Origin of the sequence: Chitinophaga filiformis (assembly GCF_900102545.1) — a bacterium.
In the GTDB taxonomy this organism is placed as follows: domain Bacteria; phylum Bacteroidota; class Bacteroidia; order Chitinophagales; family Chitinophagaceae; genus Chitinophaga; species Chitinophaga filiformis.
Genome location: NZ_FNBN01000001.1, coordinates 694,110 through 718,582 on the forward strand (window position 1 = coordinate 694,110; position 24,473 = coordinate 718,582).

19 protein-coding genes and 1 tRNA gene are annotated in these 24,473 nt (G+C 45.2%); 9 read left to right on the forward strand and 11 right to left on the reverse strand.

What is annotated here, in order from left to right; translation table 11 throughout:
* Window positions 1-34 precede the first annotated feature (34 nt).
* Genes BLR32_RS02860 through BLR32_RS02870 form a run of 3 tightly spaced genes read left to right on the forward strand, consistent with a single transcriptional unit; the run spans window position 35 to window position 2,051 of the window.
* Window positions 35-442, forward strand: coding sequence for a DoxX family protein (locus BLR32_RS02860; protein WP_176842143.1), 408 nt, complete (start codon window positions 35-37; stop codon window positions 440-442).
* Between the two features lie 11 nt (window positions 443-453).
* Entirely contained in the window at window positions 454-798 is a 345-nt protein-coding gene (locus BLR32_RS02865) for a YciI family protein (RefSeq protein ID WP_089828730.1), read from the forward strand.
* A gap of 5 nt (window positions 799-803) precedes the next feature.
* Window positions 804-2,051 carry an RNA polymerase sigma factor gene (locus tag BLR32_RS02870; RefSeq protein WP_218124142.1) on the forward strand — a complete coding sequence of 416 codons (1,248 nt, stop codon included), beginning with the start codon at window positions 804-806 and terminating at the stop codon, window positions 2,049-2,051.
* 1 nt (window position 2,052) lies between these two features.
* Here BLR32_RS02870 and BLR32_RS02875 read toward each other — a convergent pair whose 3' ends face one another.
* Window positions 2,053-2,862: an ATP-grasp domain-containing protein gene (locus BLR32_RS02875; RefSeq protein ID WP_089828731.1), complete on the reverse strand. Its 810-nt coding sequence runs from the start codon at window positions 2,860-2,862 to the stop codon at window positions 2,053-2,055.
* Between the two features lie 61 nt (window positions 2,863-2,923).
* On the opposite strand from BLR32_RS02875, the gene BLR32_RS02880 reads away from it, so the two are divergent.
* Window positions 2,924-3,880, forward strand: coding sequence for a nitrilase family protein (locus BLR32_RS02880; RefSeq protein WP_089828732.1), 957 nt, complete (start codon window positions 2,924-2,926; stop codon window positions 3,878-3,880).
* Between the two features lie 54 nt (window positions 3,881-3,934).
* Here BLR32_RS02880 and BLR32_RS02885 read toward each other — a convergent pair whose 3' ends face one another.
* A complete protein-coding gene (locus tag BLR32_RS02885) occupies window positions 3,935-4,648 on the reverse strand; it encodes a hypothetical protein (protein WP_089828733.1) in 714 nt (237 codons plus the stop codon).
* A gap of 224 nt (window positions 4,649-4,872) precedes the next feature.
* Entirely contained in the window at window positions 4,873-6,894 is a 2,022-nt protein-coding gene (locus BLR32_RS02890) for a pectate lyase family protein (RefSeq protein WP_089828734.1), read from the reverse strand.
* Between the two features lie 945 nt (window positions 6,895-7,839).
* On the opposite strand from BLR32_RS02890, the gene BLR32_RS02895 reads away from it, so the two are divergent.
* The gene (locus BLR32_RS02895; protein WP_089828735.1) at window positions 7,840-8,511 is read left to right on the forward strand and encodes a YceI family protein; all 672 of its coding nucleotides are present in this window, start codon (window positions 7,840-7,842) and stop codon (window positions 8,509-8,511) included.
* Between the two features lie 148 nt (window positions 8,512-8,659).
* On the opposite strand, the gene BLR32_RS02900 is transcribed toward BLR32_RS02895, so the two are convergent.
* Window positions 8,660-9,403 (reverse strand): class I SAM-dependent methyltransferase, encoded by a 744-nt coding sequence (locus tag BLR32_RS02900; protein ID WP_089828736.1) that lies wholly within the window; start codon window positions 9,401-9,403, stop codon window positions 8,660-8,662.
* Between the two features lie 155 nt (window positions 9,404-9,558).
* Window positions 9,559-9,632: transfer RNA gene (locus BLR32_RS02905), tRNA-Pro, on the reverse strand.
* Between the two features lie 181 nt (window positions 9,633-9,813).
* On the opposite strand from BLR32_RS02905, the gene BLR32_RS02910 reads away from it, so the two are divergent.
* From BLR32_RS02910 to BLR32_RS02925, 4 genes are all read left to right on the forward strand, one after another.
* Entirely contained in the window at window positions 9,814-12,279 is a 2,466-nt protein-coding gene (locus tag BLR32_RS02910) for a glycoside hydrolase family 2 TIM barrel-domain containing protein (protein WP_176842144.1), read from the forward strand.
* Window positions 12,280-12,476: 197 nt separating this feature from the next.
* On the forward strand, window positions 12,477-13,718 hold the full coding sequence (locus BLR32_RS02915; RefSeq protein WP_245705337.1) for a multidrug effflux MFS transporter: 1,242 nt from the start codon (window positions 12,477-12,479) through the stop codon (window positions 13,716-13,718).
* A 32-nt stretch (window positions 13,719-13,750) separates the two neighbouring features.
* Window positions 13,751-14,503 (forward strand): hypothetical protein, encoded by a 753-nt coding sequence (locus tag BLR32_RS02920; protein ID WP_089828738.1) that lies wholly within the window; start codon window positions 13,751-13,753, stop codon window positions 14,501-14,503.
* A 78-nt stretch (window positions 14,504-14,581) separates the two neighbouring features.
* A complete protein-coding gene (locus tag BLR32_RS02925; RefSeq protein WP_089829897.1) occupies window positions 14,582-15,643 on the forward strand; it encodes an ATP-grasp domain-containing protein in 1,062 nt (353 codons plus the stop codon).
* A gap of 44 nt (window positions 15,644-15,687) precedes the next feature.
* On the opposite strand, the gene BLR32_RS02930 is transcribed toward BLR32_RS02925, so the two are convergent.
* The 6 genes from BLR32_RS02930 to BLR32_RS02955 all read right to left on the reverse strand — a co-directional run bounded on the left by BLR32_RS02930 (window position 15,688) and on the right by BLR32_RS02955 (window position 24,390).
* Complete coding sequence (locus BLR32_RS02930) at window positions 15,688-15,984, reverse strand: hypothetical protein (RefSeq protein ID WP_089828739.1); 297 nt, start codon at window positions 15,982-15,984, stop codon at window positions 15,688-15,690.
* 27 nt (window positions 15,985-16,011) lie between these two features.
* On the reverse strand, window positions 16,012-16,497 hold the full coding sequence (locus BLR32_RS02935; RefSeq protein ID WP_089828740.1) for a hypothetical protein: 486 nt from the start codon (window positions 16,495-16,497) through the stop codon (window positions 16,012-16,014).
* Window positions 16,498-17,007: 510 nt separating this feature from the next.
* Entirely contained in the window at window positions 17,008-18,447 is a 1,440-nt protein-coding gene (locus BLR32_RS02940) for a sigma-54-dependent transcriptional regulator (RefSeq protein ID WP_089828741.1), read from the reverse strand.
* Between the two features lies 1 nt (window position 18,448).
* Window positions 18,449-20,437 (reverse strand): tetratricopeptide repeat-containing sensor histidine kinase, encoded by a 1,989-nt coding sequence (locus tag BLR32_RS02945; protein ID WP_176842145.1) that lies wholly within the window; start codon window positions 20,435-20,437, stop codon window positions 18,449-18,451.
* Window positions 20,438-20,537: 100 nt separating this feature from the next.
* Window positions 20,538-21,944: a sensor histidine kinase gene (locus tag BLR32_RS02950; RefSeq protein ID WP_089828743.1), complete on the reverse strand. Its 1,407-nt coding sequence runs from the start codon at window positions 21,942-21,944 to the stop codon at window positions 20,538-20,540.
* 178 nt (window positions 21,945-22,122) lie between these two features.
* On the reverse strand, window positions 22,123-24,390 hold the full coding sequence (locus BLR32_RS02955; protein ID WP_089828744.1) for a tetratricopeptide repeat-containing sensor histidine kinase: 2,268 nt from the start codon (window positions 24,388-24,390) through the stop codon (window positions 22,123-22,125).
* Between the last annotated feature and the right edge of the window lie 83 nt (window positions 24,391-24,473).

Genomic DNA, 24,473 nt, shown 5'->3' on the forward strand with positions numbered 1-24,473 from the left:
TGCATATCCGATCGTCATAGGAGGAAACCATACTATGACAAAAAGAACAGACAAAATTATCTACCTGGCAAGTACCGTCTTTGTGGCACTGTTTTCTGCACTGGGGGCCTGGGGTTTACTTGCGTTACCCTTTTTTATTGACACGGTGAATGCTATGGGATATCCTCGTTATTTCAGGATCACACTGGCGGTATTCAAGATACTCGGCGGTATTGTAATATTGCTGCCGGTTCCCGCCAGAATGAAAGAATGGGTTTATGCCGGGATTGGCATTAATGTCATATCGGCTATTATTTCATTTTGTGCCATCCAGGCGCCGGTGTCCAGCTTTGTATCGCCTGTTATTGCGTTGCTGGCGTTAATCATTTCTTACGTTTACTTTTGCAGAACAGCTCAGGTGTCCCCCCTGGGCACTTTCGATCGTCATGAAAGGGTACAATAAAATTCATAGTAATGAAAGAGTTCGTATTAATTTTCAGGACCAGCAACCATGCTGATTTTAAACCATCGCCAGAGCAGATGCAGGAAAGAATGAACTGGCTGGCGGGGATTGCTTCTCAGAACAAACTGGTTGATAAAGGCAATTCCCTCTCTCCTGTCAGTGCCAGGACGGTGAGGTCAGGTAATGTTGTAACGGACGGCCCTTTTACAGAGATCAAGGAGTTTGTTGCCGGTTATGTGATTGTCAGAGCTGAAAGTATTGATGACGCGGTGGAACTGGCTAAAGACAATCCTGTATTGAAGTCTGGTGGCAATGTGGAAGTCAGGGAAGTGTTAAAACGCGATAGCAACAATTAACGCCAATGGAAGGAAAGGTAACATCTCAACAGCTTTTGCCCCATCTGTTCAGGTTGGAGTACGCTAAAATGACGGCCGTGATATGCCGTCATTTTGGCTTGCAACATATAGAGATAGCTGAAGATATTGCCAGTGAAACATTCCTGAAGGCAACGGAGGTCTGGGGTGTAAATGGGATCCCTGATAATCCGACGGCCTGGCTTTATACCGTGGCAAGAAACAAAACTAAGGACTTTCTCAAAAGGCAGAAGATCTTCGACACACAGGTGAAAGAGAATATCCAGGCAGATGAGCGGCAACCTGCACCTGATATCGAATTCACACAGCAGCTATTTAATGATAGCCAACTGGCCATGATCTTCGCTGTTTGTAACCCGGCTAATTCTCCCGGGTCGCAGATCTGTCTGGCGTTGCAAATCCTTTGTGGTTTTAGTGTGGAAGAAATAGCGGATGCTTTTCTTACAAAAACCGAAACTATCAAAAAGCGATTGCTGAGAGCGAGAACAAATCTTCGTAATGACGATTTCAGGATTACGACTTTACAGGAGGATGTGATTCAACCCAGGCTTGACACGGTGCTCAGAACTTTATACCTGTTATTTAATGAAGGATATTTTTCTGCATCTAATAATCATGTTATCCGGAAAGAGCTCTGCTCGGAAGCTATCCGGCTTACGCTTATATTGACAGAGCATCCATTAACTAATGGTACGAAGGTGAATGCGCTTCTTGCGCTGATGTGTTATCAGAGTTCACGACTGGATGCAAGAGCTGATGAAGCAGGGGAAACCATTCTGTTTGAACAACAGGATAAGGAGTTGTGGAGCAGAGAGCTGATTGACAAGGGGAATTACTACCTGGTGAATGCCTGCTCAGGGAATGAAGTGTCGAAATATCATCTGGAAGCGGGTATTGCGTATTGGCATACAACACCGACTGACAGTAAGAAATGGGAGCATATTCTGCAGTTATATAATGAGCTTATATTGATTGAATATTCTCCGATGACTGCGCTGAACAGGACGTTCGCTTTTGCGAAAGTGTATGGGTATGATAAGGGGATTGCAGAAGCGGAGAAGTTGCAACTGGAGGCTAATAGTTATTATCATTCGCTGCTGGGATATTTGTATGCGGGCAGGGATGTTAATAGAGCTATTAGCCATTATAATACAGCGATTAGATTGACCAAGTCAGCGGCGGAGAAGAAGACGTTGAGGAAGGAGGTAGAGCGGTTGAAGTCATCGTTTTCCTAAATCAAGTGATCGATATAAAATACTCAGAAACGTTGGTTATGATGCTTTCAATATTCCCTTTGTAAAAACCAGCCCCGTTCATACATCCACATTCTACAATAAAATATTCATCCCCACATAAACAAACATCCATCACGAATACATCATGAGGGGTATACTCCTGGCATCTCTGTTCCGCAAAAGTTATTACAGCAGCAGGACATCCTTCTTCCTTCCTTAGTTTAAAATACTCCCTGTACTTAGAGGCAGCAACAACTTTCTTATTGACAATCCACAGCCGCCATTCATATTGTATATTATATGGCTCTGATACTACAATCTTACTTTCAGCGGATAAAGTACTATTTTCTACCCCTATAAGCATGTTGAACCATCCTTCTATTTCATCAAATCGTTTTGTTTCACCGGCAAAGGATTTACTATCATCATCAGGACGAATAAACAGCAATTTATCAGCAGTATGCTGCCTGCTTTCCATGAGCTCCTTAAAAGTGCAGATACTTGCTTCATAGTTTAGCATATACTGCCCCCACTGACCGTTATAATTCTCAATTGAGAACTTATGCTTATCAAAGAAGATTCCTTCACGTAGTGTGTCATCCTCATAAGCTAATGCATTAAAAGTGGTTGATCCATAAATGATAGACCTGCAACTTCTATCAAATTGGGGAAGTTCTGCGGTAAAAGGAATAATATCTAATGCTATAAAAGGCACTCCGATCTTTCCACAGGCCATCTTCATTCCTTCAAAATCTGCCTGACTTGTCAGGTTCCGTTGTACAACCCATTGAATGCGCTTATACTTTTCCATAGGAGGGATTTATCAGCGAAAATAAGAATATGCATTAAATTACACCCACAATCACTCCATTATGCTGCCAATTAAAATAGCTACTGCACAGTTTGAAAACCGAAGTAACGACAAAGCTTATAACCTGAGTATCATCCGTTCCCTTTCTGCACAAGCGAAATCTCAGGGCGCACAGGTGATCGCTTTCCATGAATGCGCTATCACCGGTTATACTTTTGCCCGGCACCTGGACAGGCAACAGCTAACTGACGTTGCGGAATTCATTCCGGATGGTGAAAGCATACAGGCTTTAATTGCCATTGCAAAAGAACTGGATATTGTAATCCTGGCAGGGTTGTTTGAAAAAACAGATGACGGTAACCTGTATAAAGCTTATGTATGTGTGGACAAAACAGGCCTGCTGGCTAAATACCGCAAGCTGCATCCTTTCATTAACCCACATCTTACACCGGGCGACGAATATGTTGTATTTGACCTGTTGGGATGGAAATGCGGTGTATTGATCTGCTATGACAATAACATCATTGAAAATGTCAGAGCCACTGCTTTACTGGGCGCTGATATTATTTTCATGCCACATGTGACTATGTGTACGCCATCTACCAGGCCGGGAGCAGGATTTGTGGATCCGGCATTATGGGCTGCCCGCGAGACGGACCCGACGTCCCTGCGTGCGGAATTCGACGGATTAAAAGGCCGCAGCTGGCTGATGAAATGGCTGCCGGCAAGAGCATATGATAATGGCATTTACGCTATCTTTTCCAATCCTATTGGCATGGACGATGATCAGTTAAAGAATGGCTGCTCTATGATACTTGATCCATTCGGAGATGTGATTGCAGAATGCAGGCGCTTAGGCGATGATATTGCTATTGCGACACTTACACCAGAGAAGCTCACGCAATCCGGTGGCCACCGGTACAGGAATGCAAGAAGGCCTGAGTTGTATGGAGACATCCTTTCTGCTCCCCATCAATCGGTACAGAAAGTGGTCTGGATGCAGGCGACCGAAGAATAAAATCATTAAAAAGGTCGCCCGAAAGCGGGCGACCTGATACATTATCACTGTTTCCTATTGCATTGTCAGGGGGCGGCGCAGAATCTGCACCACGAGTGTGTCTTTATTATTCTGCTGACTTAATTTAGATGTTACATTACGATCGAAAAGCATGGCAGGGCCTGCAAGGTGTTTGAAGTCGGTCAACTCCATTGGCACTCCAAATGGCGAAGGCTCCCACCAGGTTGATGTAGCTGTAGCCACTACATATGCAAAATAATATTGCCCATTTACAATCCTCACAGGGAACTTCCTCCTGTACTTACACGGAGCAGTGTAATAAGTCGGGCACTCTGACGCGGGACCACCCAATTGCGCCAGATTGATGATTGAGTCAGCCACATTCGTATTAGGATAAGGACTGTCTTGTGTATAATCTACTGCCGCAAGCATCATTAATGTATCGTTTTTGCTAATGATCTCTGTTTTTATGTTGCCCAGTAACACGTTTTTCTCATCCTGGAATTCCAGGGTATATGAGGAAAGGTGCGCTCCTGAGCCGGTTGCAGCATCTAATATGTAAGAGGAGGCCTGTCCCCTGCGTGTCAAATAGTCCTTTATGAGCGCTTTATCATATATCGGCGCACCACCAGTATACATAACAGTTTCATCCACCGTTACTACATCGCTGGGGCTGTATGATTTTTTGGAATCAGGAGAGTTTCCGTCGTCTTTACTGCAGGCAAATGCACAGGCACATATCACTACTAAAATCAGTATCTTTTTCATGGTTTAATCAGGCTTTACTTTTAAACTTGTTTAAAGGTGAATTCGCGAATATTTACAGTAAAGACAGGAGACATTAAAAAACTCCTACGCGGTGACAGTGTTTTTTTTAAAAAAAGTTCCACAGGATAAGTATAGGGGTCCTTCCGTATGATTATCTATATAATAAAAGAAAAGGACAGCATAGCCCAGTGCCATGCTGTCCTTCCATTCATCTGATAATATGGTTATTCTACAACCAGTTTATAGTTAGATTTAAATCCTTTGTTACCTATTACAGTTACATAATACAATCCCGGCTTTCTGTTACTCAGATTCAACACCACTTTCTGAGCGCCTCCGGCAACAGATCTGATAGTAACAGGATTATCAACCGTACGGCCCTGTGCATCATATATTTTTACAACAGCCTGCTCGTTTTTGCTCAATGTTATATTTATCGTTGCACTGCCGCTGGTAGGGTTCGGATAGATACCTGTAGATATCTGACCTTCACCTATATGATCAGGCATTGATAAAGCGGTGGTATTTGCTGTCAGACCAGCGCAATTTGCCGCAGATGGTGCATTTCCTGTTATCTCAATCCAGTCAATATCAGCGGTGGCGCTGGATGCTACTGATTGCAGACGAATAGTATTAGCACCAGCTTTTAGTGACACCGTAGCGGTTGTATTTGCAAATACTGTACTCCCACTCGTTCTGGGGAACGGCTGGGCGTTATTAACAGTTGTACCGTTTATGATCAGCGCCATGGTATAAGTATTACTGCTGCTGCTATTCACATAACGCCAGTTAAGCGCATAAGTACCTGCAACAGGTGCATTCACCATCCAGTTCACTCCTTTACCAGCGGAATTGGTCAGGTTAATTACCTTACCATTGCTGGCGCCACCGTTACTACTAATAGCGCCTTCATATACGCAGAGTCCCTGAGCAGTCGTTGCATTGTCTTCAATTCGGATGGTATTGGAGCCACCTGGATCCTGTGCCTGGAAGTTTGCGGTGACGGATTTATTGCCATTCATTGTTATGCTTACGGAAGTAGCTGTTCCTGACGCAGCGCCACTCCATCCTGTAAAAGTATATCCAGATGCAGGTGTTGCAGTTACAGTTACCACTGCTCCGGAATCATACGTTCCTGCCCCTGTTACAGTGCCACCAGCTGTGGGCACTGTCGCTGTACTGAGTGTATAGGTAGTGGGATTAGGGTTAGGATTAGTGCCACAGGTGGGACTTGTTAACGTAGCACCTGCACTGGCGCTAACAAGACCTTTCACCTGCGCAGCGGGTGTTACAGTCAGGGAATAAGGAGGCGTGAATGCCGTACCGCTACCTGCAGTATTACCGGAGGTATTGGTAAAGATATTATTCCGGGAAGTGATAGCAGTAAAGGTGTTATCCATCAGATCAATGGGGCTGGTTACATTTTCAAATACATTACTTTCAACCAGCAGATCTGCTTCAAAGCCGGCCATTACACATTGTGATGCAACAGTACTGTTGAACAGATTGTTGACTACATGCACCTTTCCAAACCGCACCCTTGGCATACGGGCCTTGCAACCCTGCGCCCACCAGCAATACTGCATAGTGATACGCAGCTTACCTCTGTCGCCCGTAGCGCCATCGCTGGACCCGAAAAGATTAGAGAACCTGTGATCATCTGAACCGCCAGATCCGCCAGGTCTTGGAGCTTTGTTGTAGATGAACTTACACCAGGTGACAGAAATATAATCCGAAGCGTTCTTAATATCGAGGTTACCATCTACTCCGTCCTGAAATTCGCAGTGATCCACCCAGATATTAGTACTCGCATCCACGGTAACATTATCCCAACCATCAGTGTCATAAGCACCAGGACCTTCAAATGTGATGTTTCTGAAAATAATATTAGAACATCTTTTCACACTCAATATACCTGAACCGTCTTTTGTCTGATCGCTTGATACTAAGCGGGAACCTGGTAAACCATAAATCGTCTTTCCTGACTGATCCTGGAAACTGATACGTCCTCCCGCAGGGAAAGTGATAGTGCCGGATATATGGACAACTTTCACAGCAGAAGAAGTAACAGCAGTTTTAAAATCATTGTAGTTGGTGACAACTGTGGCAGCGGCTGTTCCGCCACCTGTTACGCCACCATTTTGACTTGCCCAGCCAACTAAATTACATTGTTGGCTATGCGCAGATAAACCGGCAAGGCATATTACAGCACTTAATGCCAGTGAGAGTAAACGGCTTGATTGCATAGGGTTTGTTTTATGATATTGGTTAAAAAAAACTCATAAAGTGGAACGGCAGTTAAAATGCCACAGCGCTGGGCCAACGTAATTGTTCACAGTGTCAAGTTCCTTCTTTTTTGCTGTTTTTTCTTTTCCTGATGATAATTTATTTACGCAATCGTTGCCGGAAATATTGAGCAGTATACAGGTTCTAAAGATGCAAACTCATGCTATATAAAAAAGAAACAGCCCGGAAACGGGCCGTAACTTCTCCTTTCATTTTTTACCCTCCTATTATTGTTTCTTTTTATGCGGCTGCATTAAATTTTCAGGTGATTGTTTATAGGAATCAATGACTGTTTTAGTGGCTCTGCTACGAGTCATTATTGATCCCAGATAAATGATCAATACGACAATAACGACTATCGGCCATATTCTCTGTTTGAGAATTTCCTTCATTGTTTGCAGGATAATTTGGTTATGTATGACGCGAAGAGACAATAGCTTTACAGGCAGCTGTTAGTCCTGCCGTGTATGATTGAATGAATAGTTATGATGTATTAAAGCTTCAGGCTATTGCCGTGCAGTTTATCAAATAAGGTTTTGTTAGAAAATAGCGTTCAAGATTGATTAATGATGTACTATGGTTATGGTTTTCTGAGTGTATACTTTTTTGAGGTCAGTCTTGATGTTAAATATACTGATTATTTACGTACAGAATGAAAAAAATTTAACCTAATTATTTTAGAATGAAGTAGTTATTATTAATCCATTTTATCAAATGTGAGGGAAACTTAATTTATCATAGAGGGTAAACTTAGAAGGAAAGTTATTTTAAATATCTTTAAAAGAAAATTCGCTTTGATTGACAGGAAGAAAAAGCAGATCAATTGAATGGTGGATAACATCTGTTCAAATCCTATTTATTAAATTCGGCGATGTAAACAGAATTTCTAATTTAAATTGAAATATATGAAGCAAACAGTACCTGCTTTTATCCTGCTGCTTACCCTGGCCGCATGTGGTGGCGCCTCAACTGACAAGGCGAAAACAGAAGAAAAGAAAGAAGCGGCCGCAACTACCGGCGCAGCTTATACTATTGACACAACAGCTACTACTGTCCAGTGGCGTGCTACTCACAAAGGTGGATTTGCTCCACGCTTTGGAAGCATTAAAGTCGTAGATGGTAGCCTCAATGTTGAAAACGGCGCTGTTACCGGTGGTAGCTTTGATGTAAACATGAACACACTGCTTACAGATCCAGCATCTGTTACCGAGCCTGATAAGAAATCAACTGATCTGGATGGTCATCTGAAAAGCCCTGACTTTTTCGATGCAGCCAAGCATCCAACTGCTAAATTCGTTATCACCAGCGTTGCTCCATATGACAGCACCAAGGAGAAAAGCCTTCTTCCTGGCGCTACCAATCTTATCAGCGGTAACCTGACCCTGAAAGACAGTACGCTGAACATCACTTTCCCTGCACAAATCACTGTTGCTGAAAATGACGTTACTGCTAATGCAAAATTTGTGATTGACAGAACTGCATGGGGTATTAACTACAAAACAGAGGGTAGCCCTGAGAACTGGGTGATCAGCAAAGATGTTGAAATTGGTTTCAGCCTGAAGGCTGTGAAGAAATAATATTTGACGAAGTTGGCAAACAAAACAGCCTGGCATTATGTCAGGCTGTTTTGTTTATTCGTTCTGAGCATCTCATAAATGACTAACGACTTCCGAATAGAAAGAAAGTGTATCGTACTTAGAATACACCCTCCTATACAGCGCCTCCTCAGGCCATATTAACCTCTTCCACCAAAAACGCTACCTGGTAGAACGTATTTACCTGAGCAATGGGCTTTAAGCGAATATAAAAGTTCTCAGTAAACTCTTTAAACGCTTTGAATTCATGCATGGGAACGTTGAATTCATCAAATAATATAATATCCCCTTTTTTGAGTAAAGGATAAAGCTGGCTTAAAACGAAAATAGTAGCAGAATACAAATCTGCATCACAATGTATTATTCTGATTTCAGCGTTCTTTATCTGCTCACTATAGCGCTCAATAAAGCCCGGTAAAGTATTTTGAAACAGCCCTTTGAAGAAAAGCCCTCTTTTATCTGAGATCTCAGGAATAGCATTACTCATGGATCCTTTCTTGAAATGCATGCCCCAGTCCTCCGGTAAGCCTTCAAAAGTATCAAAGCCCGCAAAAAAGGATTGTTCATTTTTATTTCGTTCAAGCCACCACTTAAATGAGAACCCGGCGGCAACTCCAAATTCCAGATAGCTAACCTTTGATTGTTCTAATTGATAGTGATTTTTAACCTGATCGTACAATTCATACCGTAAAGAATAGTCCCTTGTTAGTTTCAAGGGGCTTTTAATAATGAGCTCCTTTTTATTTTTCAGTATCCACATGTTCAATTCCGTCAGATATGAAGAAAACAGGAAGAATTTTCTAAAAGGATATAGAACCAGGCTAACTGGAAATAAAAGAAGGAAATTCTTTATGATTTGTACGATTTTTAACATGATCTAGCTGTTGTGGGCTATTATTCTTTCGGTTTAAAATTGCGTATAAAGATATAGTTTATAGGAGAAAATATTATGCAATCCAAAATAATGTAACACGCAATTGATGTGTAGGCATAAAGCAAAAAAGGAGATCATTTCTGATCTCCTTTCTGTCGGGGCGGCAGGATTCGAACCTGCGACCTCCTGCTCCCAAAGCAGGCGCGATACCGGGCTACGCTACGCCCCGAACCCGTTAAACATCTCGCTTTGTTGCCATCGCTTTCGATGTTTGGGATTGCAAAGGTAGACGATTTTTTGATATAACCAAAAATGATTCAAAAAAAATATCAGATTTTTTAAAATAACTTTCGGACGCGGTCAGTGAGACGCATTCCCCCAAAGGGAAAATGTGCATGTACACTCGAGAAATGAAGAACACTATGAGCCTTGCTAAACTATTCTGGCTGGGTAGCCTGGCGCTCGCCCTCCAATCCTATGGACAAACAAAAAAATTGCCGCTGGTAAGAGAACAACTCTTCGACGACAACTGGCGGTTTAAAAAAGACAGTCTGACCGGAGCGGAACAACCTGACTATCCTGACGCCGGCTGGCGGATGCTGCACCTGCCGCATGACTGGGCGATAGAAGATCTCCCCGGACAAAACGACAGCACCATCATCGGTCCATTCTATAAGTACAGTCCGGCGAAAGAAGAAGGGGCCTACGTTGTGGGGGGCACCGCCTGGTACCGCAAGCAATTTATCTTACCGGCCCTTCCTTCCGGGCAAACCGTTGCCATTCGCTTCGATGGAGTGTACATGGACAGCGATGTCTGGATCAACGGACATCACCTCGGTAACCACCCATATGGTTATACGCCCTTTACATACGACCTGACGCCTTACCTCTCAGCTCCCGGACAAAAGAACATATTGGCCGTCCGGGTAAAAAATGAAGGACTCAATTCACGCTGGTATACCGGGGCGGGTATCTACCGGCATGTGCACCTGATAATGCCTCCTCCCGTACACCTGATAAAAGACGGCATCTTCATTACCACTCAGGAAGCCGGGAAACAAAAAGCCGTGATACAGGTAGCCGCAGCGATGACAGGTAGCGGAACAGGCGCCGCTAACCGAATGTTCCAGATCCGTCTGAAAGACAGTACCGGCCAGGTGGTTGCCTATGCATCACAGCCTGTTAGTATTCTGACAGACGACACTACCACCGTCATCAAACAACTCACTGTGAACAACCCGGCCTTATGGTCGCCGGGAAGACCTTACCTGTATACCACGGAAATCAGACTGCTGGATACCACGAATGCCAAGCAAACCAGTGCCGCAGACCAACTGGAGATTAAAACCGGTATCCGGAAGATCAGCATTAATGCCACCAAAGGACTGACCATCAATGGAGAGAAAGTGCTGCTGAAAGGAGGTTGCCTCCATCATGACAACGGCCTGTTAGGAGCTGCCGCCTTTGACCGGGCAGAAGAAAGGAAAGTAGAACTGATGAAGGCTTATGGGTTCAATGCCATCCGCACCAGCCATAACCCTCCTTCTGAGAAATTCCTGGAAACCTGCGACAGGCTGGGTATGCTGGTAATCGACGAGGCTTTTGACATGTGGATGGACCAGAAACATCCGCAGGACTATCACCGGTTTTTTAAAGCATGGTGGCAGCGCGATCTGCAAAGTATGGTACTACGCGACAGGAATCATCCGAGCATTATTATGTGGAGTATTGGTAATGAAATACCCGAACGGGCAGATAGTGCAGGACTCATACTCACCCGGCAGATGGTGAAAGCAATTCGCCGCCTGGACAGTACCCGTGCTATTACAGAAGCCGAGAACGATTTCTGGGAAAGACCCTATAAATGGACCGCCACAGATGCCTCCTTTGCATTGCTGGACGTTGCAGGATATAACTACCAATGGCGGAACTATGCAATAGACGAAAGACGTGTGCCTGGTCGTGTGATGTATGGATCAGAAACCGTTCCGGCAGAATTATACCATGCCTGGAACCAGGTGCAGGGACTTCCTTTTGTGATCGGCGATTTCGTCTGGACTGCCATGGATTACCTGGGAGAAGCAGGTATAGGGCATAGTACCTACACCGGCAATGGCTCCGGAAGGCTCACCTACCCCTGGTTCAATGCCTGGTGTGGCGATATAGATCTGATTGGTAATAAAAAACCTCAATCCTATTTCCGGGATGTGGTGTGGGGCAAAAGCACAGTGGAAATGCTGGTGCATGCTCCCATCCCTGAGGGATCGAAAGAAAAAGTCAGCTGGTGGGGATGGCCGGATGAAGTACCTTCCTGGACATGGCCCGGCATGAATGGTAAAAACATGCAGGTACGGGTCTTTACGAGAGGAGAAAAAGTAGAGCTTGTATTGAACGACTTCCGGGTGGCGACAAAAAACGTAACTGATAGTACACCGCTCACGGCCACTTTTGACATTCCTTATACACCCGGCGTACTGACGGCCTTTGTATATGATCGCAAAGGCAATGAGATCGGCGTCAAAACCCTGGCGATGACCAATCCGCCACAGGCCATCAAGCTGACGGCCGACCGTACACAGATAGCTGCAGACGCTAACGAATTGGTATATGTGAATGTGGATATTGTAGATGACCTGGGAAGGGTGGTACCGAATGCAAATGTACCATTGAAGCTCACCGTCGGCGGACCAGCCACGCTGGCAGCTGCGGGTAGTGCCTGTCCAAACTGTCCGGCCAGTTTCCAACAATCGGCTCTGACCACCTTCAGAGGACGCGGATTAGCCATTTTAAGGGCAAATGGACGGTCAGGCAGTATAACACTCCAGATTGAAGGTCAGGGGCTAAAAATGGCTAAAATCAGCATCCGGGCAAAATAAGTGTGCTTGTTCTCTCCGTCTTCTCTGCTTGTTCTCTGCTTGTTCTCTGCTTGTTCTCTGCTTGTTCGACGCATCTTCGACGCTTGTTCGACGCTCATACTCTCATGGCTATTCCGGCCTCCCTCTTCCTATCTTGATTTAGATAGATTGGGATTTCCCGATATGTTTGAATAATTTTGCACCCTTAAACGTGGATAATGGAAGCTAATATGACGACCCGCCAGTATTGGTCACTGATACTTATATTGGGATTAATGACGGCCCTTGGGCCATTTTCAATTGATATGTACCTTTCCGGCTATCAGGCTATTGCGGAAGACCTGCACACGACGACAGCCAGGATCGGACTTTCACTTGCCAGCTATTTCATCGGTATATCTGCCGGGCAATTACTATACGGTCCATTACTGGACCGCTTTGGCAGGAAGAAACCGCTCTATGTGGGATTGATCGTTTACATCCTGGCTTCTGCCGGTTGTATCGTTGCCAGATCACTGGATTTCTTCGTAGCAGTACGTTTTATACAGGCTGTAGGCAGTTGCGCCGCTACTGTGGCATCTGTAGCAATGGTGCGGGATTTCTTCCCGATAAAAGACAGCGCAAAAGTATTTGCCCTGCTCATGCTGGTAGTGGGCGCTTCTCCCATGCTGGCGCCGACCATAGGGGGCTACATCACAGCAGCCTGGGGCTGGCAGATTATATTTGTCGTGCTGGGACTCATGGGATTGCTCCTGATGCTGGCCTGCTTTTTCTTCCTGCCGGAAAGCCATCAGCCGGATACTTCCATGTCCCTGAAACCAGGTCCTATCATTAATGGTTTCTGGTCAGTAATGAGAGAGCCGCAGTTTTACACTTATGCATTGACGGGAGCACTCGCCTTTTCAGGATTGTTCGTATATGTGTCTTCTTCACCTGTAGTGTTCATGGATATTTTCCATGTATCTGAACGGCACTTCGGCTGGATCTTCGCAGGTCTGTCTGTTGGATTTATTGGCTCCAGCCAGTTGAACAGCCTGACTTTACGTTATTTCCGCAGTGAGCAGATCATCCGCATTGCCCTGTTTGGACAAGCATTTGTCGCGATTGTATTCTGTATCGGCACCTATATGGGATGGCTGGGATTAGGTACTACCATTTTCATGCTGTTCCTTTTCCTGAGCTGCCTGGGATTTGTTAATCCGAATGCTTCTGCACTCAGTATCGCACCTTTTAAAAAGAATGCGGGAACTGCCGCGGCGCTCATGGGCGCACTGCAAATGGGTATTGGCGGACTCGCATCCACAATAAGCAGCCTGTTTGATATGAGCACCGCTGTGCCTATGACCGTTATCATGGCCGCTACTGCTGTGTTGTCGCTGACAATGCTGCTGGCAGGAAGCACACGCATCACTAATCCTGTTTTACTGCACGAGGGAGGAGACGCTGTGGTCATTCACTAAAAGATGCTATCTTGCAGTCAGCCATATATCCTATGAAAAAGACTTTCTTATTTCTGCTTGCCCTATTGAGCTTTCAATGTAACAGGCATACTGCCAATAAGAACTTCGATCTGAAGATCAATGTAGATATTGGTAACTACAAGTATACAAGTCATCCTGTTACGGAAGCGGAGTTTCATGTTTTGAAGGCGAATATCGCGAAAACATGGCCGCAGCAGATACTGACCAGCAGCAGGACTACAACGGGGAGTAATCAGGAAGCCACTTCGGTGTTGCCATCAAAATATTCTATAGAAGAGTATATCCGTATCGCCAACGATATGGAAACTTTCAAAAAAGCACTCGTTGCTCCCGGTCAATATCTGAAAAGTACTGCGGCTTCACCGGAAATAGCCGTGCTGGAATACAACAAGGTGTTTGCGTCTTTATCTGATGAATGCATCGCCGAACCTGTCAACTATAGTGATCTGATCACTACTGCTATGCAGCCCATTCTGGCCGACAACAATATCAAACTGGAGATCTGTTATGGTTTCAAACAGATCTCCACCTTTGAAACCAAGTATACCATCTACGCCAAACTGGACCACACACTGCATACGGTCACTTTCTCCAATACCAAAGGATGTACTCCTGATAACACTTCCATTTACCTGTTGCTGAATAAAATACTGATGAGCACTGAGATAAAAGAGCGCCTGGTCAGATACAGCGATCATAACAGCCTCATATTTGTGCAGCCGGCCAGGTATGAAAGACTGGCAAGAAGACTTGCACAACCCTGATACGACTGCCTCCACTGCTGCCAGGTGAATGTAAAATTTTATACATTCACGTTATAAACACGTTAGAAAAAGATGACCATGTCAATAACCGGAACCCCAGTCGCCCTGCTCTATCAGGCGCAGCAGCCACCTGCCAGAAATGGCATTCTTAAGCCTATGAAACCCGGAGGCTATTCAGACAGCGGTGCAGATATTGCTTATGCGCTGCGCGAAAAACAGGTGCCTATAAGTACGCCTGCCATCCATCCACAACTCTCCATCGACCTGGATTGGGTATTTCCCGACACGGAAGCCGGTATACTACATGCCCTGGCTAAAGGTGCGCAGGTATTGTGGCTCAATACGATCTTATTTAACGGGCATCCTGTGGAAGCATTTCTGAAAAAAGGTATTGCTGCAGTCGGACAACTGCCCCATAATACAGACCTGTATGACGATAAGTGGATCACCAATAAACTACTGCAAAAAAATAACCTCCCTATTCCACCAGCCGTTCTGATCAGCAAAGACAATATGTACGATTATCAGCTGTCTTTTTCCTTTCCGGTAGTGGCCAAGCCTATACGCGGCAGGGGAAGCGAAGGTGTTATCGTTGCCAATACCCAGGAAGAACTGGATGCGATACTGGAAGAAATGCTGGCCGGAGAAAAATATGGTAGTGCTGTTTATGTAGAGAAATTCCTCGAGGGACAGGAAGTAACGGTGACGGTAATGCCGCCAGGTAAATATGAGATCAAAGGGGTATGCCAGGAAAAGATCAACTACTGGAGCCTGCCGGCCGTAGAACGTTTCAATCACCAGAATGGCGTAGCTCCTTACAACGGTGCTGTTGCTGTTGTTCATAACAGCAGGGTGTTGGACGATGCACAACTGCAATCTCAAAAGATCATTGCACTCTGTAAACAATGCGAATCTGCTGCGGCGCTGGTAGGAGCGAGAGCACCTGTAAGAATAGACTGCCGGCAGGATGAGCAGGGAAATTACTTCATCTTCGACCTGAATATGAAACCGAATATGACCGGAGCTGCTCGTCCACACCGGCAAGACCAGGACAGTCTATCAGCATTGGCAGCTCGGAAAATAGGCTGGACCTTTCCAGACCTGCTGGTCAATATGCTGCGGCAGCAATGGCGTCTATAGGGCACCTGCGCGTTTGCAGCAACCATGCTGACAGACAACAGCGCCTATTTGATCTTCAGCTTCTGCAGCATTTCTCCGGTAAAGGCATCAGAAGAAGCGCCATAACCCGTTACCAATACACCCTTGATACCGTTGGTGGATTCTATGGCATATACGGCCGCTTCATCTGACGGATCCGTATTGCCTTCATAACGATACACATCTACGATGTTGAAATCATTCACGCCAATTTTATTCCCCTCATTTACCAGGTAATCTCCTTCCAGGTTAAAATCAACGGTAAATCCCTGCCGTTTCAGGGAATTAATTGCATTGGAGACAGTGTCATAATGATATTCCATATCTGTTATTTTAGATAATAGTAATTGTTAATTGAGGCCTGCCGGACTTTTCTTCCATATGGCCTGTATCTTCAACAGCTTAATCAGATAAATGATCAGCAACACAAGTTCCAGCCTGAAAGAAGCGATATAGCTGCCGGTGCCGAACATTGTATAGAAACCTACAAACAGGCAAACAAGAATACCCACCGCTGCATCAACCAGCCCTATTTCAATGGCCCAATCCTTTTCAAGCAATAAACCATAAGCAACAGCTCCTTTTAAAAGGAACAATACGACTACTGCCAAGGTGATGAAAGAACTACGGTCTGAGCTTTCCAATCCATACAAAGCTACCCTGTAATCGTTCTCCATCAGGAATGCCAGTGGGTACATTGCCAGCGCTGCTACTCCTGTGAATAAAAAGAGATAACTGAATATCTTCAACCACCAGGTTAACAGCGTTCTTCTTCTTGGCAGCAACAGTTCTTCCAGGTCATCCAGTTTGTCGGCGATGATAGACTTGTCTTTCATACACTCGGGTATTAAGGGTTACTCCAGACAAATATACGAACTACCGCTGCAGCCTGCCGTAAAAAAAGGACCGTTCCTGGAGAGAAACGGCCATTAACAATCAAGCTCCACTGTATGAATAAAAGGAAGGATATACTTTGAAAATAATATCGTAGCTCATCACATTCCATACTGGCATTCCATAGTCGATAGACTAATAGTTCATAGTAAAACACCGGTTAATATTCCTGGCTAGTTTAACTATGTCTGATTGGGCTGATGTTCATTGTTAAGCGCTATCTTCTATGAACTATTGCCTATCGTCTACAGATTGCTCACTATCCTTATAAGCTACTGACTGACTTCCGTCACACACTGCCAAAACCCTCGTTCATCCTCTTTACCTATGAGTTTTACTGTCTGTTGATCCCTGTTTTTTACTGTTCGTTGATTTCTCTACAAAACTACCCTCATAGCGCCTGAATGTCAATTGCCTAATCACCTGTTCTGTTGTACTTTTTATGGAGAACTTTATAACGTATGCCGCTTCACAATACCGAGTTTCTTCATCTTTGAAGCGAGTGTGGAAGGCGGCAGGTTCAGTAATTCTGCTGCTCCACCCGGACCGGATATTTTGTGATTACACTTTTTCAGTACGCTAAGTATATGTTCTCTTTCTAATTCTACAATTGTCTTAATATCTTTTTCGGCAGTAACTACTACCGTTTCTTTCTTGGCAGATACCGGCAGCGATACTTCTTTGATCATGCTGTCACGTGCCAGCAACACACTTCTCTCTATCAGGTTCTGCAGCTCACGTACATTACCTGGCCAGCTGTAGTCCACCAGTTGCTTCAATACTGCCGGCACTATTCCATCCACCACTTTTCCTGTTGCCGCAGCATACAAACGGATGAAATGATTGATGAGTAGCGGAATATCTTCCCGGCGCTCGCGTAGCGCTGACAGCATGATAGGGAACACATGCAACCTGTAATACAGATCGAGGCGGAAGCGCCCTTCAGCGATCTCTTTTTCCAGGTTACGGTTGGTCGCTGCAATGATGCGTACATTGACTTTCAGGGGTCCGTTACCACCGATCCTTTCAATCTCCTTTTCCTGTAAAACACGCAATAGCTTTACCTGCAGATCGGCCGGCATATCCCCTATTTCATCCAGGAAAATAGTACCACCATCTGCTCGTTCAAACTTCCCGATCCTTTTCTCGAGTGCACCGGTAAAAGCGCCTTTCTCATGACCGAAAAGTTCTGATTCTATCAAGTGCACAGGCAAGGCCGCACAGTTCACTTTGACGAGTGGTTTTGCTTTACGGGGCGATAACTTATGAATACAATTCGCCACGCCTTCTTTACCGGTTCCGGTTTCTCCCAATATCAGCACAGAGGTATCCAGCGGAGCTACCTGGCGGATCAGTTCAAATACCCGTAACATGGGAGTGCTTTGCCCGATAATGCCTTCAAAGTTGGGAATAGGCGGCAGCTTGTCTTGTTGCGCCTCCACCACTTTATCCGGCTGGAACGCAGGCAGACGCGGAGGTTCCATCAGCTGTTCGCTACCTGGCTGTATATTTAACGCACGATGATGTTCATAACGATAGCGGGCAATATCCAATGTTACCAGCAGGTCTTTCTCCCGGAATGGCTTCACTATAAAACCATAGGGCTGGGTTATTTTTGCTGCTTCCAGCACCTGGCGGTTGCAATTGGCAGAGAGGTACACAAAAGGTATGTTTGCTTTATTCAGTTCTACTGCCAGGTCTATGCCTGTCTGGTCTCCTTTCAGGTAGATGTCCAGCAATACGAGGTCTGGCCTTTCCGTTTCTATGATCTCCAACGCCCGGTGTACAGAACGGGCCACGCCTGAGACCTTATAGCCAGCGCGCTCCAGCGTTAACCGTATGTCGCCCGCAACAATCAGCTCGTCTTCTACGATCATAATTTTTTCTTCCATACTAAGCAGTTTTGTTTACTAATTTCAGTAAGCCGGGAACTTTTTCCCTGGTATGTTGTGGTTTAAATATCATAATGACGGATACTCCATCCTTATTCTTAACGGATAGTTTTCCCTCCAGTTGCTCGCTTAATGTTTCCATGAGGGTGATGCCCATGGAAGCATGTCTCCTTTTTTCAAAATCTGCCGGTAGTCCTTTCCCGTCGTCTTTCACTGAGAGCAGGACATTATTATCTGCGATATAATGCAGGTTAACTGTTATGGTTCCTTCACTACCGGCCGGGAATGCGTATTTGAATGAATTGGTGATAGCCTCATTCAGGATCAGCCCGATTGGGACGGCCTGACAAACCTCCAGGTATACATCGGCTATCTGCAAATCAAAAGAAATCTGCTGTAATCCGGCAAAGCTATCTCTAAAATATGCAACAAGTTCCCTGATATATATATCCATATCAACTACGGCCATACTTCCGGACAGGTACAATTTCTGATGAATGAGAGAAATGGCCTGCATCCGGTGCCGGCTTTCCTGGATGGCCGCCAGCGCATTTTCATCGTCCAGGTGGGCCGCTTGTGCGTTCAGCAGCCGCATGATGATCTGCAGGTTATCCCTCACCCGGTGATGGATTTCCTTTACGAGCCATTCCTTCTCTGCCACCAGTTTGCGTTGTGTGCAAAGCAATACATGCAGGGATTTATGTTGCTCATGGATCTCCCGCTGCTGTAAATGCAATTGCCGGTTGACGTTCTGTTTCAGCTGATAACGGTTATAACCCAGTATCAGTAATATCACCAGCATCAATGTGCCTCCTATGATCACATTTCCTTCCAGGCGGGCCCGTTGCAGATCGTTCTTTTGCAGCAGTCCCTGGCGGGTCAGCAATTGTATGCTCTGTTCCTTCAGCAACAGGTCCTGGTCTTTTTTCTCGATTTCATATTGCATCTGCAGCTGTGCGATCTCCCTTGTTTTTTCTTCACCGTAGAGAGAATCCTGCAGCGATTTATACTGTTGATAATAGACGATCGCATCAGCATAATTTCCCAACGCAGAATCTGCCCGGAAAAGGTACTTGTAATCATTTAACAGCTCGTAAGTATACCCACCGTTTTTACAATAGATCTCATAGTTTTTCCCGTACCACTTTACTTGTTCATAATCTTTTGTTGCCAGGAAATATTTGATCATAGCCACATATATTCCATCCTGCATATAGTGGGAGGCGCCGAACAGCCTGGATAAACATTTTAACTTTTTCACACGGGCATAAGCTTCTTCATACCGGCCCAGGCTGAGATAGCTGTTAACCAGTCCCGCTGACAAAGTGATCTTGTCTTCATCAGAAGTAATATGGTAGTGTTTCTCCATATCGTTCAATATGTGAATAGCCTCCTCCGATCTGCCCAGGCTTTGCAGCGTGTTGGCAATGTTCGGAAGCAAGGTCAGAATAGAAGTCGTATCATTCCATTTCTTTGCTACGCCCAATGATTTTTTAAAATATGTCAATGCCTGTGCATAGTCTGCCAGGTGATAGAATGTAAGTCCTAACCTGTTGTAAATGGTACAAAGCATCAGGGTGGTGTCCTGTTGACTTTCTGCAGTTTTTACCGCCAGAAAACCATTCTTCAGGGCTATTTTATAGTTACCCATCTGGCCGTGTACATTTCCCAGCAGGTCATAAATACCCTGCAAATTGGGATACTGTATCTCCTTATAAATAGCCAGTGCCTCTTCCAGTGCTGACAGCGCTGGTGCCAGCACACCCCGGTGATTATGGCAGTCGCCCAACATCTGTAACGCCATTGCCTCTTTCAGCTTGTTAGCAGCTGTTTTATACAGTGCAACAGCCTTTTCATAACAGGCAATTTTTTGTGTCAGTCCATCCTCCGAATAGGTATCATATCCTCTTGCCATTTCCATCCAGGCATCTCCGATCCCTTCGGGCACAGGATGCTGCACCTTCTGCCGGGTAGAAAGTGACTGTATCAAATTTAGTTGTGCAACTACTACAGTGGGCCAGGAACATAATATCACAAAATAGAGCCGCAGTACCCATGTATAGCAACTGCTAATATGGTCCCCATGTCTTTCAGGCATAGTTCGTGATTTCCTCCTTAAATTCTGCTGGTCCGGTAAAAGCTTGTTTTTCCCGGTATTTAAAGTTGACCGTAATTATTACACCGTTATGGTGCTGTATGTTCAATGTGCCCTCCAATTGTTCACTCAATGTATTTATCAGCGTCATTCCCATTGACTTTTTACGGAGCGTCCCGCCGTCGGCAGGGAAACCCTTCCCGTTATCTGCCACAACAAGTGTCAGTTGCTGATCGCCTGTTTGCTGCAGGGAAACGAGGATCGTACCATTGCCAGTAAACGCATATTTAATGGCATTGGTAATTGCTTCATTCAGGATCAGCCCCACAGGTACGGCCTGCGATACATCCAGCTTTACGGGTGCGATCTGCAGGTCGAAACTGATCCTGTTCATACCCGGAAAGCCATCCTTGAGATAGATCACCAGCTCATGGATGTAGGTATGCATGTCTATCAGCGCCATATTCTCCGACTGGTAAAGCTTCTGATGGATCAGGGAGATGGCCTGCATCCGGTACCTGCTTTCCCTGATGGCATTCAGTGCATCCTTATCATCCAGGAAGGCGGCCTGTGTATTCAACAAGCTCATAACAATCTGGAGGTTATTCTTCACCCGGTGATGGATCTCTTTCAAGAGCCACTCCTTTTCTTCCAGCAGTTTATCCTGGGTGCTGATCAGCTCCTGCAGGGAGAGATTCTGCTTATAAATTTCCTCCTGCTGCTGTTTCATCTGCCTGTTGCTACGTAATTTCAACTGGTACCGGTTATATCCCAGCAACAATAATAGCAGCAACATACCCGCTCCACCAAAGATCACATTTCTGATAAACCAGGCACTTTGCAGTCTTGCGTCCTGCAACTGCGCTTCCCGGGTCAGCAGCTCGATGTTCTGTTGTTTCAGTTTCAGCGTCTGGTCTTTCTGTTCCGTTTTAAACTGTGCCTCCAGCTGGTTCAGTTGATGATGCTTTATTATTTTAAATAAGGAATCATGCAATGCTTTATACAACTGGTAGTGCCGGATAGCATCCTGGTAATGGCCCATTGCAGAATCAGCCTTAAACCAGGTGGCATAACTCCGGGCCAGCACCTCCAGCCGACCGTCTCTTTCCGCTGCAGCTACCAGCGCGGCAGAATATCGCCTTACAGCCTCATATTGTTTTTTATCGTGATAATACCTGATCAATCCTGTATATATGGTTATGCTATCAGTCACTTTGTTTTCCCTCTCCATAAAAGATGCATAGCGTGCCTCTGCCTTCCCCAGGACAATATTATCTCCTGTATCCGGCAACTTGTTTAAAAGCTGTTGCAGCTTTACTTCTGATGGAAGTAGTTTGTTCAGTGCCACGCACTGTAACAAGCAGCCCATCACGCAATAGGAAAGCAACAGTAGCCTAATCATAAATTAATTATTTTAATACGTCTCTCCTACGACCAATGTTTTCTATTATTTGCGCTAATTGTTCTTGTCTTATATTGGGACGGCTAGCTGGCATTGTATTTTAAAGATTGGCTTGATTGCTTGAGGGACAGGAAAAGTACAACATTTTTTACGTCCAGGCAATGTCTTATCCCGCCGCTTATCCGATTTGTTGTTTAAATGACACAATCACCGATACACCTTCATCCTCCCGGATGCTGATAGTGCCCTCCAGTTGTTCTGCAAGCGTTTCCATCAGGCGGGTGCCCATAGAGCCTTGTGTAAACACATCAAATCCCGGCAGGAACCCCTGTCCGTTGTCGGAAACACTGAGTATTAACTGGCCGTCCAGTGTGCGAAGTAAGGATACAATAATAGTTCCCTGCTCATTCCCACCGAAGGCATACTTAATAGCATTTGTAAGTGCTTCATTGAGTATGAGGCCAACGGGTACCGCCTGGGATACGTCCAGCTGTACCGGGGCAATCTGCAGATCAAAATAAATCCGCTGTATACCTTCAAAATTATCTTTCAGGTAAGCGATCAGCTCACGGATATAGGTTGGCATATCTATCAATGCCATATTTTCTGACTGATATAATTTCTGATGGATCAGGGAAATTGCTTGCATGCGGTGTTTACTCTCACTGATGGCCCTCACGGCATCCGCATCGTGCAGGTAAGCTGCCTGGGTATTCAGCAGGCTCATAACAATTTGCAGGTTATTCTTTACCCGGTGGTGGATCTCTTTTACCAGCCATTCCTTTTCCTCCAGCAGCTTGTCCTGCGTGGTGATCAGTTCCTGCAGGGCAAGGTTTTGTTTATAAATTTCATCCTGTTTCTGCTGCAATTGTTTATTGTTCTGCTGTTTCATCAGGTAACGGTTAAAGCCCAGTCCCAGCAGCAGCAATAGCATAAAGGCCCCGAAGATGATCACATTGCGCGTAAGCCTGGCCTGGTTCAGCGCTGACTGCTGCAATTGTCCCTGCCGGGTCAGCAGTTGAATATTCTGTTGTTGCAGCCGGATATCCTTGTCTTTTTTATCGATGTCAAACTGCACCTGTAACCTGGCAATCTGGCCAGCTTTCGCTACATGAAATAACGAATCGTTCATTAGCTTATATTCCTGGTAATGTTTGATGGCGGCGGGATAATTCTTCAATGCGGAATCTGCCTGGAACCAGCATAAATAGTTATGGGATAAGACATTGACCAATCCTATATTTCTACAAACGTCATCCTGCAATGAACAATAGTAGGACGCTTCCACGTACTGTCGGTTGGCAAGGTAGTACATGACCAATGCATCATAGATCATTGTCTGATAATAATTGTATGCCGACATCTGCCGCGAGAAGCTTTGCAGCTGTGGAATAAACGCCTTTGCCTTGTCATACTGACCCATTGCCGTATAACATTTCACCATATTGGCAGAGATCCAGAGGCGATCTTTAAAGATCGGTCGCCGGTATATTTCAACGATCTTGTTCAATAATGCCAGCGCAGCTTCCGGTTGCCCGGTCTGAAGATAGGTACCGACAATATTGGTGCTCACGACCAGGAAAGAAACGGTGTCTTTGTAGCGGTTGGCAATTTTCAGCGCCGCACGCAGGCTTTCCATTGCCTCTTTATAGTCGCCCAGCTGATAATAAGTAATCCCCAACCTATTGTAAATAGTGCAGAGCTGCAAGCTGCTGTCATGCTGTTCTTCCGCCGTTTTTACGGCCATGAGCCCGTAAGTCATACCCAGGCTGTAGTCGCCCGAACTCGTAGCTATAATCCCCAGCAGGTCATACACTCCCTGGAGGTCTTTCTTTCCTGTCTCCTTATAAAGTACAAGCGATTTATTTAAAAGGACGACCGCCTCCCTGAATTTACCCCAGCAGTGGTAACAATCACCTGTCATTTTCAGGGCATAGGCCTCATTCTTCTTATCACCGGCGCTATGGTACAGGGCCGTCGCCTGCTCATACAGATGGATTCTTTCTTTCAGCGGCGGTTCTTCATCAATTGAAAAGTAGTTGCCGTACTCCATTAATACATCGCCAAGGTCGCCTGGCAGGTCGGCAGACTGTAAGATGGTCCGTGCTTTCAGAATGGCAGCTTTTCCATCCTCGGGCATCCCTTTTTCCCTGTACACTTTCGAGTAGTAATAAAGACATCTGGCCTCCAAACGAGGATCTTTCACATGCGCATTAATCCGGGAGGCCCGTTCTACATATAATTGTCCGCTGTCCAGATCGGCTGTCTTTTCACCATTCCGGTCCACATAAGCATGGGCAAGTTGTAAGAGGATATTGATCTTTAGTGTATCTGTATTGGCTTTCAACAGCTTTTGCTGTAATATAGGGACAGAGGGTTCAGGCTGGCCCATACACGATAGTATGCCCCAAAGCATCATATGGAAGACCAGCGATAGCCTATACATAAGTTAAATAGTTTTTGTCCCTGCAGCCGTAGGTAGCTACAATAATCCGATATTGTTTTTAATAATTCTTTCTATTCGATAAT

What these genes read in the sequence shown, in the direction of transcription:
- BLR32_RS02860 (WP_176842143.1), top strand. Translation starts at nt 35, where the DNA reads ATGACAAAAAGAACAGACAAAATTATCTACCTGGCAAGTACCGTCTTT.
- BLR32_RS02865 (WP_089828730.1), top strand. Translation starts at nt 454, where the DNA reads ATGAAAGAGTTCGTATTAATTTTCAGGACCAGCAACCATGCTGATTTT.
- BLR32_RS02870 (WP_218124142.1), top strand. Translation starts at nt 804, where the DNA reads ATGGAAGGAAAGGTAACATCTCAACAGCTTTTGCCCCATCTGTTCAGG.
- BLR32_RS02875 (WP_089828731.1), bottom strand. Translation starts at nt 2,862, where the DNA reads ATGGAAAAGTATAAGCGCATTCAATGGGTTGTACAACGGAACCTGACA.
- BLR32_RS02880 (WP_089828732.1), top strand. Translation starts at nt 2,924, where the DNA reads ATGCTGCCAATTAAAATAGCTACTGCACAGTTTGAAAACCGAAGTAAC.
- BLR32_RS02885 (WP_089828733.1), bottom strand. Translation starts at nt 4,648, where the DNA reads ATGAAAAAGATACTGATTTTAGTAGTGATATGTGCCTGTGCATTTGCC.
- BLR32_RS02890 (WP_089828734.1), bottom strand. Translation starts at nt 6,894, where the DNA reads ATGCAATCAAGCCGTTTACTCTCACTGGCATTAAGTGCTGTAATATGC.
- BLR32_RS02895 (WP_089828735.1), top strand. Translation starts at nt 7,840, where the DNA reads ATGAAGCAAACAGTACCTGCTTTTATCCTGCTGCTTACCCTGGCCGCA.
- BLR32_RS02900 (WP_089828736.1), bottom strand. Translation starts at nt 9,403, where the DNA reads ATGTTAAAAATCGTACAAATCATAAAGAATTTCCTTCTTTTATTTCCA.
- BLR32_RS02910 (WP_176842144.1), top strand. Translation starts at nt 9,814, where the DNA reads ATGAAGAACACTATGAGCCTTGCTAAACTATTCTGGCTGGGTAGCCTG.
- BLR32_RS02915 (WP_245705337.1), top strand. Translation starts at nt 12,477, where the DNA reads ATGGAAGCTAATATGACGACCCGCCAGTATTGGTCACTGATACTTATA.
- BLR32_RS02920 (WP_089828738.1), top strand. Translation starts at nt 13,751, where the DNA reads ATGAAAAAGACTTTCTTATTTCTGCTTGCCCTATTGAGCTTTCAATGT.
- BLR32_RS02925 (WP_089829897.1), top strand. Translation starts at nt 14,582, where the DNA reads ATGTCAATAACCGGAACCCCAGTCGCCCTGCTCTATCAGGCGCAGCAG.
- BLR32_RS02930 (WP_089828739.1), bottom strand. Translation starts at nt 15,984, where the DNA reads ATGGAATATCATTATGACACTGTCTCCAATGCAATTAATTCCCTGAAA.
- BLR32_RS02935 (WP_089828740.1), bottom strand. Translation starts at nt 16,497, where the DNA reads ATGAAAGACAAGTCTATCATCGCCGACAAACTGGATGACCTGGAAGAA.
- BLR32_RS02940 (WP_089828741.1), bottom strand. Translation starts at nt 18,447, where the DNA reads ATGGAAGAAAAAATTATGATCGTAGAAGACGAGCTGATTGTTGCGGGC.
- BLR32_RS02950 (WP_089828743.1), bottom strand. Translation starts at nt 21,944, where the DNA reads ATGATTAGGCTACTGTTGCTTTCCTATTGCGTGATGGGCTGCTTGTTA.
- BLR32_RS02955 (WP_089828744.1), bottom strand. Translation starts at nt 24,390, where the DNA reads ATGTATAGGCTATCGCTGGTCTTCCATATGATGCTTTGGGGCATACTA.